Genomic DNA, 15,274 nt, shown 5'->3' on the forward strand with positions numbered 1-15,274 from the left:
GTAGGTTGTGACAGTTGTGGTGTCAAGACTACGGTGGCGATTTGTCAGTGATGGTGTCGGGATGCAGGGGGTGGCGGCCGGGCGGGCGGTGGGACAGAAGGGGGCATGAACGTCGGCGTGGACGGCCTGGACCCCTCCTCCATCCAGCTCATTGGTACGGCGGTGACGCCCGCGGTGATGGTGTCCGGGTGCGGCATCCTGGCCACCGGCCTGGACAATCAGATTTCGCGCATCACCGCGCGGATGCGGGACATGGTCCGGGAGTGGCGCACGCTGCCGGAGGGCCATGCGCGCCGTTCGCTCCTGCGCGAGGAGGTGGCCATCATGGACCGCCGCCACGCCATCCTCGCCCGGGCCATTGGCTTCACCTACGCGGCGCTCTTGTCCTTCGTGGTGACGTCGCTCCTGTACCTGCTGCGCCGCAGCGTCGCGGTGCCGGAGGGGCTGCCGGTGATGTCCTTCTCCCTGGGCGTGGGGCTGTTGGGTTCCACGGCGGTGCTGGCCCTGGCGTCGCTGCGTTTGAGCCGCCGCGCCATCACGTTGGAGGGCGCGGAGCTCTTCCGCGACGGGCGGCCGGGCGACCCGCCAGCGCCCTGAATTTGTTCCGCAGCGCACGCGAAGGTGCTAGCGGGTGCCTCCGAGACGCGCGGGTCTGGTAGGTCCCGGCCCGCGCGCCTGGTATCGCGCAGGATTCCGCAGCCTCTCAGGCTCAACCCTCACCGTGGAGCACGTGAACATGGCAAACGCCCAGGTCTTCTTCGACATGTCGATTGGTGGCCAGCCCGCCGGCCGCATCGTGATGGAGCTGTTCTCCGACGACGTCCCCAAGACCGCCGAGAACTTCCGCGCCCTGTGCACGGGCGAGAAGGGCACCGGCCGCGGTGGCAAGGCGCTGCACTTCAAGGGCACGCCCTTCCACCGCGTCATCCCGAACTTCATGTGCCAGGGCGGCGACATCACGCTCGGCAATGGCTACGGCGGCGAGTCCATCTACGGTGAGAAGTTCGCGGACGAGAACTTCAAGCACAAGCACACGGGCCCGGGCATCCTCTCCATGGCCAACGCCGGCCCCAACAGCAACGGCTCGCAGTTCTTCCTCACCACGGCCAAGACGGATTGGCTCGACGGCAAGCACGTCGTCTTCGGCAAGGTCGTCGAGGGCATGGACGTGGTGAAGAAGATTGAAGGCGTGGGCAGCCAGTCCGGCGCGACGCGCCAGCCCGTGAAGATCGAGGACAGCGGCCAGCTGTAATCCCGCCGCTGCGTCTCACCCGAAAGGTCCATCCGTGCCTCGCGCGCGGGTGGACCTTCGTCGTTTCCGCCGGAGGCGTTTCAAGACGGCCCGTGGGACGCGTCCTCGTCCTCCTCCTCCTCGCGGGCCTCCTCCGGGCGGAAGGGCCGCGCGGGCACGGCGCCGAACGCGCGCAGCAGCTCCAGGGGGATGGGCAGGATGGTGTGGTTGCCGCCGCTGGTGATCTCCACCAGCGTCTGCAGGTAGCGCAGCTGGAGCGTGGCGGGGTTGCGGCTGAGCACGTCCGCGGCCAGGGCGAGCTTCTCCGCGGCCTGGTGTTCGCCTTCCGCGGCGATGATCTTCGCGCGGCGCTCGCGTTCGGCCTCGGCCTGCCGCGCGATGGCCCGCTGCATCTCAAACGGCAGGTCGATGTGCTTCACCTCCACGTTGGAGACCTTCACGCCCCACGGGTCGGTGCGCGCGTCGAGCACCTGCTGCAATTCGTGGTTGATGCGCTCGCGCTGGGACAAGAGGTCGTCCAGCTCCACCTGGCCCAGGATGGCGCGCAGCGTGGTCTGCGCAATCTGGCTGGTGGCGTAGAGGTAGTCCTCCACCTGGAGCACGGCCTTGTCCGCCTGGATGACGCGGAAGTAGACGACGGCGTTGACCTTCACGCTGACGTTGTCCTTGGTGATGACGTCCTGCGGGGGCACGTCGCGCGCCACCGTTCGCAGGTCGATGATGACCATCCGCTCGACGAAGGGGATGAGCCAGCGGAAGCCCGCGCGCTTGAGTCCCACGTAGCGGCCCAGCCGGAACACGACGCCGTTCTGGTACTCGGTGACGATGCGCACGCCGGAGATGAAGAGAAGAAACAGCAGCGCCACGGGGATGAGCCAACCCAGCGCTCCAACCAGCTCGTTCATGGCATCGACTCCGCGACGGTGAGGGTGAGCCCTTCCACGGCGCGCACCACGACCCGGGCGCCCTCGCGGATGGGAGTGAAGGAGACGGCGCGCCAGCGCTCGCCGTGGACGAACACCTCGCCGCCCGAGGGCGTGACGAGGCCCAGCGCCGTGCCGGCCTCGCCCACGAGCCCCGCGTCGCCGCCCCGCTGTGGCAGCTTGCGTGTCTGGGCGCTGCGGTACGCGATGAAGGCCGCGGTCCCCGCGAACACGAGCGCCGTGGGCAGCATCACGCCCCACGACAAGCGGAAGGATGGCTCCACGAACCAGCCCGGTTCGAAGCGATCCACCAGGAACACGCCGCCCAATATCAACAGCCCCACGCCCGCCGCGCCCAGCAGTCCGCTGGTGACGAACAGCTCCGCGAGGATGAGCCCCACGCCCACCAGCATCAGCACCAGCGCCCCCGAGCGCACCGGCAGCGTCGCCGACGCCATCAACGCCAGCACCAGCGCCACGCAGCCAATGAGCCCCGGCGCCACCGCGCCCGGATGGGACAGCTCCACCACCAGGCCCAGCGCCGCGACGAGGAACAGCAGGTAGATGAGCGACGGCTGCGCGAGCGCATGCACCACCCGCTGTGACAGCCCCGGCTCCAGCGACACCACGCGGGCCTCGCGGGTGGCGAGCGTCACGGTGTCTCCATTCGCGACCTCCACGCGGCGGCCATCGACGGCGGAGAGGAAGTCGGCCTCGGTGGGAGCGACGAGCTCCACCACGCGAAGCTCCACGGCGCGGTCCGCGGGAACGCTGGCGCTGTCGCGCACGGCGGCCGCGGCCCACTCCGGATTGCGGCCCCGCTGCCGGGCGATGCCCTCCGCGAAGGCGACCGTGTCGTTCTCCACCTTGCGGGCGAGTTCCTCGCCACCCACCTGCTCCACGTCTTCACCGCCAAGCCCCACGGGGTGCGCCGCACCGATGTTCGTCCCCGGAGCCATGGCGCTCACATTCGATGCGAGCGCGATGAACACGCCCGCGCTGCCTGCACGTGAGCCGGAAGGTCCCACCCACACGAGCACGGGAACGCGCGAGCCCAGGAACGCGCGCACCACGGTGCGGGTGGCGTCCAATGAACCACCCGGAGTGTCCAGCCGCACGAGCAGCGCCGAGGCTCCCCCGTCCTCCGCGCGCTTCACGCAGTCCGTGAGGTACGCGCCCGAGCCGGCATCCACCACGCCCTCCAGCTCGCACCGCGCGACGAAGGACGGCGACGCGGGCGCCGCCGGAGCGGCGAGGCCCACGAAGAGGAAGGCCAGGAGCCAGCCCCAGAGGACGTGACGGCGCCAGCTCATCCTGTCGACGTGGTCCCGCATGTCCGCCCCCGAATGCGTGCCCCTCGCGCACACGCACTCGGACAACGATGTGCATCGGACCTTCGGATGACCGGGTCTTGAAGCCGGGGGCTTGGAGGGCAGGCGGGCAGGGAGGGCCCGGCGCCCCGCTTGTGCATCCAGTCCTGGACGATGGAGGGGATGCGCGTTGCTGGAGAAGGACGCACCTCCTTAGGGTCAGCCTCTCGCTCTTCTTCCAGGAGGTTTCATGCGCCGTGCCGTGCTGATCATTGCTGCTCTGGGCCTGTCCGCTGTTGGGGCGGGAGCTTGCAGGACCACCCAGCCCCCGGGGACTGAGGACCAGATGCCCATCCAGGGCCCGGACACGAACCGCGAAGTCATCCAGAACGTGCCCAACGAACCGGCGGGCCCCGCGGGTCCCGTCAATGCGCCGGACGTGGACGGTGGCTTCCCCGAGGGCGGCGGGTAGTCTTTCGCGCCATGACGGCGGAGACCACGGTCTACAAGGCGGAGCGCGTGTGGACGCTCGATGCGGAGCGTCCGCGCGCGGAAGCATTGGCGGTGCGCGACGGAAGGGTGCTCGCGGTGGGGACGCTCGCGGAAGCGCGCGCCGCCGCGGGGCCTGGCGCGCGTGAAGTGGACCTGGGCCGCGCCACGGTGGTGCCCGGCCTGGTGGACGCGCACGCGCACCTGCACGGTCTGGGGAAGAGCCTGACCACGGTGCGCCTGGAGAAGGCGCCCTCGGTGGAGGACGTCCTCCAGCGTCTGGCGAAGGCGCCCGCGTCGAGCTTCCAGGGGGACTGGTTGCTCGGCAAGGGGTGGGACCAGAACGAGTGGCCCGGCGCCGTGTTCCCTGGCCGCGAGGAACTGGATGCGCGCTTCCCCACGACGCCGGTGTTCCTCATGCGGGTGGATCATCACGCGGCCTGGGTGAACGGCGAGGCACTGCGCCGCGCGGGCATCACGCGGGACACGCTGGATCCGCCAGGCGGCCGCATCCTCAAGGACGCGAACGGCGAGCCCACCGGCGTCCTCGTGGACAACGCGATGGACGTGGTGGAGGCCGCCATTCCCGCGCCCACGCGCCAGCAACTGGAGACCCGGTTGCGAGCCGCCCTGGAGCGGTGCGCGCAGGTCGGGCTCACGGGCGTGCACGACGCGGGCATGGACCTGCAGGCCTTCCGCATGTTGCAGGACTGGGACGCCGCGGGGACCTTGCCCCTGCGCGTGTATGCGATGGCGGCGGGGCAGGGGGAACAGCGTCACGGCTATCTGGATCAGGGGCCGTGGCAGGGGCGTCACCTGTCCATGCGCTCGGTGAAGTTCCTGGCGGATGGAGCGCTGGGAAGCCGGGGCGCGGCGCTGCACGACGACTACAGCGACGAGCCCGGCCAGCGCGGCCTGTTGCTCCTCTCGCCCGAGGAACTCGAGGCACGGGCACAGGCCTTCATGGCGAAGGGCTTCCAGGTGTGCATCCACGCCATTGGAGACCGTGCCAATACATTGGTCGTGGACGTCCTCCTGCGAGGCGCGGAGCGGACGGGCACGAAGGCCCTGCGTCACCGCGTGGAGCACGCGCAGATTCTGCGGCTGGAGGACATCCGGAGGTTGGGCGCGGCGGGCCTGGTGGCCAGCGTGCAACCCACGCACGCCACCAGTGACATGCCGTGGGCGGAGACGCGGCTGGGGCGCGAGCGGCTCCGGGGGGCCTACGCCTGGCGCAGGTTGAAGGACGCGGGCGCGCACCTGGCGCTGGGCAGTGACTTCCCCATCGAGAACCCGGACGTGCTCGCGGGGCTCTACGCGGCGCGCACGCGGCAGGACGCGAAGGGCTGGCCGGAGGGCGGCTGGTATCCGGAGGAGCGCCTGAGCGCGGCGGAGGCGCTGGAGGGCTTCACGGTGGGGCCCGCGTGGGCGTCCTTCGAGGAGGCGCGGCGCGGAAGGCTGAAGCCCGGCCTGGACGCGGACTTCGTCGCGCTGTCGGAGGATCCGCTGGAGGGGCCCGCAGCGGCGCTGGTGGACGCGCGCGTGCTGGCCACGGTGGTGGCGGGCGCGGAGGTGTTCCGGGCGGACGGGTGACGCGGCTCACCCGCCGAAGATGTGCGAGCGCGCGGCCTCGGCGATGGCGACGACGGCGGGGTGGCGCAGGCGGCGCTCCACGGTGATGGCGTAGAAGCACTGCTCGATTTCGTCGGTGTGCCCGATGGCGGTGACGTTGAACTGCCGTTGCACCTCGGCGTCGATGATGGAGGGCATGGCGAAGATGCCGTGCCCCTTCTGTCCGAAGGCCTGGAGCAGCGCGCTGTCGTCGAAGTCACCAGCGATGAGGGGCCGGATGCCGAGCCGCTCGAACCACAGATCCAGCGAGCGGCGCACCGACGACTCCTCCGACGGCAGCAGCATGGGAGCGCCGTCGAGCGAGCGCGGGAAGTCCTTGCGCAGGTGCGCGAGGGGTTGGGCGGCGAAGAACGTCACGCCGCACTTACCCAGCAGGTGGTTGAAGGACCGGACGCTGACGGGCTCGGAGCCAGGCGCGTCCGCGAGCACCACGTCCAGCTCATGCAGCGCCAGCTGTGCGAGCAATTGGGGCAGGGGGCTCTCGCGGCAGATGATGCGCAGCGAGGGCCCGGCATCCAGCGCGGGCTTGAGCAGCTGCTCGGCGACGAGCTTGGGGATGACGTCGAGCACGCCCACGTTGAGGCGCAGCTGCTGGCCGGTGGGCAGGCCGGAGACGACGTTCTTCAGCTCGTTGCCCAGGCGGAAGATCTCGTCCGCGTAGCGCATGACGGTGCGGCCCACGTCGGACAGGACGAGCTTGCGGCCCTTGCGCTCGAAGAGCTGGTGGCCCAGCGACTCCTCCAGCAGCTTGATTTGGGCGCTGATGGTGGGCTGGGCGAGGTGTAGCTCTTCGCTCGCCTTGGCGATGCTGCCCGCCCGCGCAACCGTCCAGAAATACAGGAGATGGTGGTAGTTGAGCCACGCCATGACTTAGAAATAACCGAAGGTTTTCATCCAAACTAGCTCATTTTTTAAAGTGTCGTCCCCGCTTATCTCTACGTCCGTCACCGCGCGATGGGTGCGCGGGGGACTGATTGGGGAGGTACGCGTCATGGAAGCCATCTACGAGGAGCTCGAGTCCACGGTGGAGGGTGTGGAGACGACCGAGGTGGACTCGGCGGAAGTGGAGATGCGGGTGCGGGGGCACCTGGAGCTGGTCCGCCGGCTGGCCTGGAAGTACCGCTGGACGGGCCTGTCGCTGGAGGAGCTGATGTCGGAGGGCAACGTCGGCCTGGTGGAGGCGGCGCGCCGGTTCGAGGAGCGGGGAGTGCCGTTCGGTGCCTACGCGCAGCAGTGGATCCGCGCGCGCATCCGGGCGTACGTGTCCCGCACCTGGAGTATGGCGGGGGGCCGCGCGCCGTGGATCGTCTTCCAGCTCCGGCGCGAGCGGGCGCGGCTGGAGGCCCGCTGGGGCGAGGGCCACCCGGAGGTGACGAAGCGGCTGGCCGAGTCGCTGGGCAAGAAGGAGGAGGACGTGGTGCGGGGGACGGACGCGCTGGCGAAGGACGTGTCCCTGAACGCGCCCCTGGGCCTGGAGGGGGACGTGACGCGGCTGGACATGCTGGAGTCGGACGAGGACTCGGCGGAGGAGCAGGCGGACCGGGGCGCCTGGGCGGAGAAGCTGCACCAGAGCGTGGCGGCGGCCTGGCCGGAGCTGGACGCGAGGGAGCGGGCGCTGGTGAAGGAGCGGATGCTGGTGGAGGACGGGGTGAGCGCGGAGTTCCTGGCGAAGCGCTTCGGGGTGACGGCGGTGCGCATCCGGCAGATCGAGCAGGGGCTGCGCCAGAAGCTGCGCCAGCGGCTGACGGCGGGCTGCACGGCCTGGGACAGCGAAGCGCCCCGGCTGGCGGCCTGAGTGTCGAGCGAGGAGGAGGGCTGGCGGAAAGAGGTTGACGTCGCGGGCCAGTGACCGTAAATCGGCGCTGCCGCTCGCGGTGCGCGGTACGCCCAAGTAGCTCAGTCGGTAGAGCAGGGGACTGAAAATCCCCGTGTCGGTGGTTCGATTCCGCCCTTGGGCACACCAGTAAGAAGAATCTGAAGGGCGTCGGACTCCGGTCCGGCGCCCTTCGTCGTTTCTGACGTCAGCGGCTCGCACGCGCCGGTGCCGGATGCGCTGCACGCGCACCAATGCGCGCCTGGTCTTCCTCGCTCCCGAAGCGCAGGTCGATGCGCCGCACCGCCTCCACCCATTCCTGGACGGTCCGCGCCCCATCCAGCATCGAGCGGACGAAGGGATCTCCGCGCCGCTCCTGGCAGCGGCTCCACAGGAGCTCGGGTGGCTCACTCAGCAGGTTCCCGACTGCGCCTTCGTAGGACGGCATCGCTTGCACGTCGCCGTCCGGCTGGATGTACCAGCAGCCACGGCCTGTCTTGAGGCTGAAGTTGCTGGTCGTCTGGACCGCCACGCCCGGTGGCGCGAGCGCCTGCAGCCTCGCGGTGACCGCCGGGTCGTCCAGGGCGTGCATCTCGTCGTCGGTCAGGAACTCCTGGCTGGCGAAGGTCTCCCGTGTCGCCAGCCCCGAGGGCGCGACGGCCCCCAACACCAGATGGCGAAGCCTCGGGAAGCGGGGCGCCACCTCCGTGCAGAAGCGCTCGAGTTGGTCGTGATTGCTGCGGACCACCACGCATTCGATGTCGAGCCGCATCCCGCTGGAGGCGTGCTGGTTGAGCAGCTCCAGCGCCGCCAGGGTCCGGACGAAGCTGCCGGGACGTCCCCGAATCCTGTCGTGGACGTCCGCCGTCGCGCCATCCAGGCTGACATGGACCTCGTGAAAGACTTCGCCGAGCCGCCGCGCCAGCGCCTCGGTCATCCCCCAGCCACTCGTATAAAGGATTGTCTGGACACCGGCATTGGACAGGCGTTCGGCAATCCCTGTCAGCCCTGGGACGGTGAGCGGCTCCCCGCCAGAGAATGTCACCTGGCGCAAACGCATGGAGAGCAGGACGTCGACCAGTTGCTGCATCTTCTGGGGCGGGAGCTGCCGGGAAGGGCGCCTGCCGGATTCGGAGTGGCAGTGAGTGCAGAGCAGCGGGCAACGGTATGTCACAAGCCAGACGAGCGCGCGAGAGTACGGGCTGCCTTGGGTCACTGTCTTTTGCATGGGCTGACAGCCTGGACCGAACAGGTGGAGAGACGCGGAGGCCCTCGCGTTCGCGGGAGCCTTTCAGGGATGGCTGGATTCGAAGCAATACGCTAGAAGGCATTGCCATTGTAGGGGGGGCCGGAACGTCAGGGATTCGGGGTCCGGCCATCTCCATGCTGACAGGAAATGTCTGCTCAGGGCAGAGCGGGAGGTCGTCATTCCCATTCAGGATGAGTGTTTCTATGTTCGCAACATGGCCTGCACCGTCCTGCGCCGCTCCGACGGGTGTCTGGTCGTCTCCGGGCGTGAGGCACTGGAATTGCGCCGTGCCGACGCGGCGATCGTCGCGGAGTTGATCCGTCTGGCCTCGGTGCCGCTTTCTGGCCGCGAGCTGCGCCGTGGCGCCGCGAAGCTGGAGAACGGCCCTGCCGTGCTGGAGGCGCTCGCGAAGGCCGGTTGCCTCACCGAGGGCCGGACCCTGGACGCGCTGGACGCGAAGTCCTCCCCCCGGCACAAGGCGCGAGGACAGCTACCGCTCGGCAAGGTCGTGTTCGGGCTGACCGGGGCCGTGGCCAGCGCCTACATGCTCCCCTCCATCGCGCGTCTCCAACCTTTCGCCAGGAGGATCGACGTGGTGGTGACGCGAGCGGCCCGGCCCTTCGTGGCGCCCGCTGCCTTCGAGGCCCACGGCATCCAGGTCTGGGGAAGCGCGTCCGCGCGCCGGGGAGAGGTGCGGGTCCCTCACATCGAACTCGCCGACACCGCCGACCTTGTCGTTGTCTGCCCTGCTTCCGCCCACGCCATCGCCAGGCTGGCCCAGGGGGCCTGCTCCGACCTGGTGTCACTCGTGGTGACCGCGACCCGCGCCCCCGTCATCGTCGTGCCCTCCATGAACGAGGCCATGTGGGACCATCCCGCGGTCCAGCGCAACGTGGCTCGCATCGTCGCGGATGGCGTCCATGTCGTGGAGCCTCACCGGGGGCTGGAGGTCGCCTGGCTTGCGCGGGGCGAGCCTCCACGTCTGGGCTTCGGGACACAGGGGCTGCTGGACGGGGCCATGCTCGCGACCTTGACGGCCGTGGCCGCCGGCAAGCCCCGGACGCGCGAGGTTTCGCGGGAGTGAGTCGTGGATGGGCGCTCATCGCGCATCAAGGAGGGTTCCCGGGTGGCTGTCTTTCCCTTCCAGCGGCTCTTGCGTGACGGACGCCTTCGCGTCCGGTCGCTCGCGACGGTGCTCTCCCAGGTGCGTGCCACCGTTCGCCTCGCCTGGGAGGCGGACCGGGCCTCCATGGTGTGGAGCGCGGGGCTGACGCTGCTCGCGGCGCTGCTCCCGCCGGCCATCGTCTACGTGGGAAAGCTCGTCGTCGATGGGGTCCTGGCCGCCACGAAGACCCGGAGCGAGGCCCTCTCCTCCCACACCTTGTGGCTGGTGGCGCTGGAGTTCGCGCTCGTCCTTGTCTCCGCCGCCCTGGGCCGGCTCATCGCGCTCGTCCACGAGGTCCTCCAGGCGCGCCTCACCACCGCCACCAACCTCAAGATCCTTCACAAGGCGTTGGCGTTGGAGCTGCGCCACTTCGAGGACCCCCAGGTCCACGACACGATGCAGAAGGCGCGGCGGGTGGCGGACAGCCGGCCCCTGGTGATTGTCGTGAACCTGTTCTCGACCGTGCAGCACGGTGTCACGCTCGCGAGCTACGCGGCGCTCCTCCTGGCCTTGTCGCCCTGGAGCGCGCTCATCCTGGTCGCGGCGTCTCTGCCGGCCTTCTTCGTGGAGGCACGCCTCGCCCGCGAGTCGTTCGAGCTCCACTCGGAGCGCGCGGGGGCCGCGCGGCGGCTCGACTATCTGGAATGGCTGCTCACGCGGGACAACCATGCCAAGGAGGTCAAGCTGTATGGCCTGGGCTCCATCATCCTGGACCGCTACCAGCGGTTGGCCCGGTTGTTCTACGAGCGGGACCGGAAGTACGAGCGGCGGCGTTTGTCCTTCGGGCTGGGCTTCGGGGCGCTGTCCATCCTCGCCTTCTACGGGTGCTATGCGTTCGTGGTGGCCCGGACCGTCATGGGCGTCCTCACCCTGGGGGAGATGATTCTCTATATCGCGGTCTTCCGGCAGGGGCAGACGGCGCTCCAGGCGACCCTGCTGTCCATCGGGTCCGTCTACCGGGAGTCGCTCTTCATGTCGGACCTGTTCCAGTATCTCGCGGTGCCCACGGACCAGGAGGGCGCGCGCGTGCTTCCCCCGCGGAGCCCGGTGCGGGGGCGGGCCCAGACCATCGAGTTCCGCGACGTGTCGTTCCGGTACGCGGGACAGCAGGGGTGGGCGCTGCGGCACGTCAACCTGACCCTCCCCGCGGGGGAGAAGCTCGCCGTCGTCGGGGAGAACGGGGCGGGCAAGAGCACCTTCGTGAAGTTGCTGCTGCGCTTCTACGAGCCGACGGAGGGGTCCATCACCTACGGCGGCGTCGACCTGCGGGACATGGACCCCGGCGACCTCCGCTCCCGCTTCAGCGCGGTGTTCCAGGACTTCGTCCGCTACCAGTTCAGCGCCGCCGACAACATCGGGCTGGGGGACACCCAGCACTGGCAGGACGCGGCGCGGATCCAGGCGGCGGCGGAGAAAGGCGGTGCCAGCACGCTCATCGAGTCGCTGCCCCGGAAGCTCGACACGCTGCTGGGCCTGTGGTTCGAGTCAGGCCAGGACCTGTCCGTGGGGCAATGGCAGAAGCTGGCTGTCAGCCGCGCCTTCATGCGCGACGCGGAGGCGCTCATCCTGGACGAGCCGACGGCGAGCCTCGATGCCCGCGCCGAGCAGCGCTTCTTCGAGAGCTTCCGGGCCCTCGCCGAGGACCGGACCGCGCTCATCATCTCCCACCGGTTCTCCACGGTGCGGATCGCCGACCGCGTCGTCGTGCTGCACAACGGGGAGATCCAGGAGCTGGGCTCCCACGAAGAACTGCTTCGCCGTGGTGGACAGTACGCGCATCTCTTCCAGCTCCATGCGGACGGCCACGGCGACGAGCCTGCTTCGGGACGCGCGGGGCGCTGAGCCCGCGGACTGCCCGGCCTCAGCTCAGCGCCCCCCGGAATGTCCGGGGCACATAGTGCAGGAACAGGGACGTGGAGCGGCAGCCCTCGGGGAGCGTGGGGCGGGCGTGGGGGATGTCGCAGCCACGGTAGAACGCACACTCGCCCGATGTCTGGTGGAGGGTGCCCGGCCTGCCGCCAGGCGGACTGAAGACGAGCGGCCAACTGCCGGGCCCCGTCCGGCCTGACGTGAAGTCGACCAGCAGGGTTCCGCTGAACCGGCACTGCGCCCGGTCGGTGTGGCGGGCGAGCCGCGCGCCGGGCTGGTAGCAGCCCAGGTAGTTGTAGGAGGGCCGGGCTTCGACATCGAAGAGGTTCGACACGACGCCCGCGAGCTGTTCGTGGAAGAAGCTGGAGACCGGGTCGTTGTGCCGCACGTAGCGCAAGCTCTGGGGGTCTCCCAGCACCAGCAGCCCGCTGCTCACGAGGCCCCGGTAGTAGGCGCGGAGGGCTTTCATCTGCGCGGGGTGGAAGAGCCCCGCCATGTTGGCATAGCCCCGGTGCTCCAGGAGGATGCGCGCGGAGTCGAGCGCGTAGCGCCAGGTGGCCCGCTCCCGGGTGAGCTCCTCCTGGGAGAGGAGGATGCGCGCGGCCCTCAGCGCCTGGAACTCCCGGGGCGTGAGCGTGGGCGCGGGTCCGCCAGGCCGCAGCCGGGTGCAGGCCCCGACAAGCCAGTCGGGGACCTCGTGGACGGCGGTGATGCCGGTGACGGCATCGCGCACCAGCGCGAGTGGGAAGCGCCCGGTCAGTCCGAGCAGGCCCAGATGGCGCTTCTCCCGAGGAAGCCGTGGGGGCGCCGTCAGCAGCTTGAAGCCCGTCACCACGACGGTGCCGGGCGCGAGACGCGGCTTGCGGCCCGCCGCCGGGAGGTCTTCTCCCAGGAGGCAGCCGAAGCGCGGGGCCTGGGGAACCTCCGAGGGCGGGACCAGGTATCCGGCCTCGCGCAGGACCGACACCTCGGTCTCGTCCAACTCCAGGCGGCCGCGGACGTGGCTCCGGGCGCTCTCCGCCAGCGTCCGGAGCGACTGGAACAGCCGAGGGTGCAGCCGGCTGTCGATGGCGGTCGTCAGCCTTCCTCTCCCGGGAAACGGCGCGGAGACCCGGAGCCCGACCGGGGCGGAGCGCTCGCGGGTGAGCTCGATGGATGCGAAGGGGTTCACCACGAGGTTGGACACAGCGCCTCCTTGATTTGGGCCGCTCCTAGCGGATCCGCCTGCGGTGCCGGTTCAGCAGCCGGTAGGCCGGCAGGGCCCATTGCTTGACGGCGTCATGGACGGCGGGGCCCGCGATGCGCCGCTTGAGCGCGGTGTCCGCGATGAAGCGGCGCTTGCCCCGCGGGTCCTTGGAGTACACCCGCAGGCTCTTCTCGACGCGCGCCCGCTCCGCCCGGGTGGGGTGGACGCCAAACGCATCCATGACCGCCACCAGCCGCTCCAGGTCGATGTCCTCGTAGTTGAGCAGGTGGGCCTTCGCATCCGCGCTGTCAGCGGCCACTCCGCAGAAATGGCTGACGGCTCGCGCGCAGTACTCCTCGCGCGTCATGGCGTCCACGGTCCGGGGACCCCAGCCAAAGTACCGTTTGACCTGCTCCGGTGTGGGCCGGTCCATCCAACCGGAGGGGCGGGCCATGTTGGACACCACGACGTCCACGGGGTCCCGGTAGATGAAGAGCCACGGCACGTCCGGCCAGAGCCTGCGGACGACATCCAGACGGACGGTCTCCAGGCTGGCGAACTTGATGAAGAGCCGGCGGTCGCGCTTCGTGCGGCGCCGGCCGAAGACCCTGACCAGACTGCGAAGCAGGGCGTCCCGCTCCGCCTGCGCCGCGGCGGCCGCGCCCCGGGGCCTGGGGCCCGGCACCGAGGCCAGCAGGAGCGACGACAGGACGTCGGGCTCGCCGGGAACGAGGGTGCCGTCCAGGCAGCGCAGCGCGTTCTGCACCAGCGTCGAGCCGCACCGGGACATGTGGAAGATGAAGCCGGAGGGCGATAGCCCGTCGATGGCTTCCGCCACCTGATGGACCGTGGCCGGACTGCTGACGTTGCGCCCGATGCGCGGATGGCGCTGGAGCAGGAGCGCGATGGACTCGTCGTAGAAGGGCCCTTCCTGGAAGCGCCCCGCCTCGTTGATCCATTCGATGCCGCGGGGCTCCTCGGCCAGACGGTCCCAGGCGGGAATCCACCCCTCCCAGAGCGCCGCCATGGCGCCCCGGGGCGGCGGGGGGATGGGATGCACCAGCTTCGCGCCCATGGAGTCACCCGTCATTGGACGACACGATGTGGAACAACCCCTCGTGGGTCAGCCGGCGCACGAGCGTCACCCTGCCCTCGTCATCCAGGGGCCCCGGAAGCTCACCCACCTGGAAGCGCGGCGTCCGCAAGATGAAGCGCAGCGCCTCGCCGAAGTCCGCCGGCACCGACACGGCCCGCTGGCCGAACTGGAGCGTGGCCTTGCCGTCGCCTTCGCGGTAGCGCATCAGGGGCCCGAACCGCCGCTGGACCTGGCTGCGCACGTGGACACGGGCCGCGTCTTCCTCGGAGCCCAGCGTCAACCCCGACACGCGCGAGCGGCTCCTCATCAGGACCTCGACGACCTCGGAGACCGCCGCGTCCGGGTCGAGCGACTGGAACAGCGCCTCACCCAGCCGGCGGAACTCCCCGCGCAATTCATCCCAGGCGGCGCTGTCGCTGGCGAAGCCCGGAGGCAGCCCGCGGCGCAGGCGGGGCTCCTGGTGGGCCCGCTGGAAGACGGCGGAGGCCAGGCAGTCCGCGTAGGTGATGGATTTGAAGCCCACCGTCAGGTGGAGCGAATGGCCGCCATCCGTCCGGGCCTCGTGGACATGGCCCCGAGGCAGGTAGAGCAGGTCCCCCGGCTCCAGCGTGAAGCGCTGGGTCGGCGACGAGTTGTCCACCTGCGAGGGCTGGTGGCGCGTGACGCGGAAGCGCTGGGCGTCCTCCAGGTTCTCGAAGCGGAAGGGCGGGACGTACTCGAGCGGCAGGTCCACCGGCGGAGGGCTCAGGCTCCACGTCTTGCGGCCGGCCACCTGGAGCACGAGGACGTCGTGGCGGTCGAAGTGGGCCTGCACCCCCTGGGACCTGGCCGGTGAGCAGTAGAGGTTGACGTTCACCGGCGCGCTGAGGCGCTGCTCCAATGACAAGCACAGGTCGCGGATGGAGGTCGAGAAGCGGTGGGCCGCGTTCACCCGGAGCGTGCTGCCGGCTTCGTAGCCCGCCTGGAGGAGCTGTGCGTCGGGGGCGCGGGTCGGGTCCTTCATCCTGTTGCGCGGCAGGTCGGAGCGCAGCAGCTCGACCGCGGTCGGGTCCAGCGCGAGGGCCGAGGCGACCAGGTGGTCGAGCCCGGCCTGGGACAGCAGGGGGGCGTAGAAGTCCGGCTGGCCCCGGGAAAGACGGTAGAAACGCTTCTCCCAATGGTCCGCCAGGAAGGCCTCTGGCGTCAGGTCTCCGAGCAGCGCCTCCAGGCTTGGGGCATAGCTGGCGGGCGCGAGGGCTTGCCGCCGCGTGGTCCGGGCGGAGCGGAGTCTGGGTTTCACGGGAGAGGGAG

General features: G+C 70.0%; 14 protein-coding genes and 1 tRNA gene. 8 read left to right on the forward strand and 7 right to left on the reverse strand.

Going from position 1 to position 15,274, the window contains the following annotated elements; genetic code table 11:
- Positions 1-105 precede the first annotated feature (105 nt).
- Both GTZ93_RS02770 and GTZ93_RS02775 read left to right on the forward strand, forming a co-directional pair.
- Positions 106-597, forward strand: a complete 492-nt coding sequence (locus GTZ93_RS02770) for a DUF2721 domain-containing protein (protein WP_120577438.1) — start codon at positions 106-108, stop codon at positions 595-597.
- 139 nt (positions 598-736) lie between these two features.
- Positions 737-1,252, forward strand: coding sequence for a peptidylprolyl isomerase (locus GTZ93_RS02775; protein ID WP_120577448.1), 516 nt, complete (start codon positions 737-739; stop codon positions 1,250-1,252).
- 80 nt (positions 1,253-1,332) lie between these two features.
- Here GTZ93_RS02775 and GTZ93_RS02780 read toward each other — a convergent pair whose 3' ends face one another.
- Both GTZ93_RS02780 and GTZ93_RS02785 read right to left on the reverse strand, forming a co-directional pair.
- A complete protein-coding gene (locus GTZ93_RS02780; protein WP_121751569.1) occupies positions 1,333-2,157 on the reverse strand; it encodes a slipin family protein in 825 nt (274 codons plus the stop codon).
- Positions 2,154-3,488, reverse strand: a complete 1,335-nt coding sequence (locus GTZ93_RS02785; protein ID WP_257979229.1) for an NfeD family protein — start codon at positions 3,486-3,488, stop codon at positions 2,154-2,156. The genes GTZ93_RS02780 and GTZ93_RS02785 overlap by 4 nt, the downstream gene beginning before the upstream one ends.
- Before the next feature lie 343 nt (positions 3,489-3,831).
- Between GTZ93_RS02785 and GTZ93_RS42595 the strand changes: the two genes are divergently transcribed.
- Together GTZ93_RS42595 and GTZ93_RS02795 are read left to right on the forward strand one after the other, a co-directional pair.
- Positions 3,832-3,957: a hypothetical protein gene (locus tag GTZ93_RS42595; RefSeq protein ID WP_257979230.1), complete on the forward strand. Its 126-nt coding sequence runs from the start codon at positions 3,832-3,834 to the stop codon at positions 3,955-3,957.
- 11 nt (positions 3,958-3,968) lie between these two features.
- Positions 3,969-5,567 (forward strand): amidohydrolase, encoded by a 1,599-nt coding sequence (locus tag GTZ93_RS02795; RefSeq protein WP_139919148.1) that lies wholly within the window; start codon positions 3,969-3,971, stop codon positions 5,565-5,567.
- A gap of 6 nt (positions 5,568-5,573) precedes the next feature.
- Here GTZ93_RS02795 and nhaR read toward each other — a convergent pair whose 3' ends face one another.
- Positions 5,574-6,473, reverse strand: coding sequence for a transcriptional activator NhaR (gene nhaR / locus GTZ93_RS02800; protein ID WP_014393518.1), 900 nt, complete (start codon positions 6,471-6,473; stop codon positions 5,574-5,576).
- 124 nt (positions 6,474-6,597) lie between these two features.
- Here nhaR and GTZ93_RS02805 point away from each other — a divergent pair, with 124 nt between their 5' ends.
- Entirely contained in the window at positions 6,598-7,401 is an 804-nt protein-coding gene (locus tag GTZ93_RS02805; protein WP_139919149.1) for a sigma-70 family RNA polymerase sigma factor, read from the forward strand.
- 90 nt (positions 7,402-7,491) lie between these two features.
- Positions 7,492-7,564 (forward strand) — tRNA-Phe (locus tag GTZ93_RS02810).
- 63 nt (positions 7,565-7,627) lie between these two features.
- On the opposite strand, the gene GTZ93_RS02815 is transcribed toward GTZ93_RS02810, so the two are convergent.
- Positions 7,628-8,647 (reverse strand): radical SAM protein, encoded by a 1,020-nt coding sequence (locus GTZ93_RS02815; RefSeq protein ID WP_139919150.1) that lies wholly within the window; start codon positions 8,645-8,647, stop codon positions 7,628-7,630.
- A gap of 235 nt (positions 8,648-8,882) precedes the next feature.
- On the opposite strand from GTZ93_RS02815, the gene GTZ93_RS02820 reads away from it, so the two are divergent.
- Positions 8,883-9,752 carry a flavoprotein gene (locus GTZ93_RS02820; RefSeq protein WP_139919151.1) on the forward strand — a complete coding sequence of 290 codons (870 nt, stop codon included), beginning with the start codon at positions 8,883-8,885 and terminating at the stop codon, positions 9,750-9,752.
- A gap of 42 nt (positions 9,753-9,794) precedes the next feature.
- Positions 9,795-11,675: an ABC transporter ATP-binding protein gene (locus tag GTZ93_RS02825; RefSeq protein WP_257979231.1), complete on the forward strand. Its 1,881-nt coding sequence runs from the start codon at positions 9,795-9,797 to the stop codon at positions 11,673-11,675.
- A 19-nt stretch (positions 11,676-11,694) separates the two neighbouring features.
- Here the strand turns inward: GTZ93_RS02825 and GTZ93_RS02830 are convergent, their stop codons facing one another.
- The 3 genes from GTZ93_RS02830 to GTZ93_RS02840 are packed head-to-tail and all read right to left on the reverse strand — an operon-like array spanning position 11,695 to position 15,263.
- Positions 11,695-12,888, reverse strand: coding sequence for a hypothetical protein (locus GTZ93_RS02830; RefSeq protein WP_139919152.1), 1,194 nt, complete (start codon positions 12,886-12,888; stop codon positions 11,695-11,697).
- 25 nt (positions 12,889-12,913) lie between these two features.
- Positions 12,914-13,978, reverse strand: a complete 1,065-nt coding sequence (locus GTZ93_RS02835) for a sulfotransferase family protein (RefSeq protein ID WP_139919153.1) — start codon at positions 13,976-13,978, stop codon at positions 12,914-12,916.
- Entirely contained in the window at positions 13,968-15,263 is a 1,296-nt protein-coding gene (locus GTZ93_RS02840) for a cupin domain-containing protein (protein ID WP_161662633.1), read from the reverse strand. Before GTZ93_RS02840 ends, GTZ93_RS02835 begins: the two co-directional genes overlap by 11 nt.
- Between the last annotated feature and the right edge of the window lie 11 nt (positions 15,264-15,274).

It is taken from the genome of Corallococcus exiguus (genome assembly GCF_009909105.1).
Classification (GTDB): Bacteria; Myxococcota; Myxococcia; order Myxococcales; family Myxococcaceae; genus Corallococcus; species Corallococcus exiguus.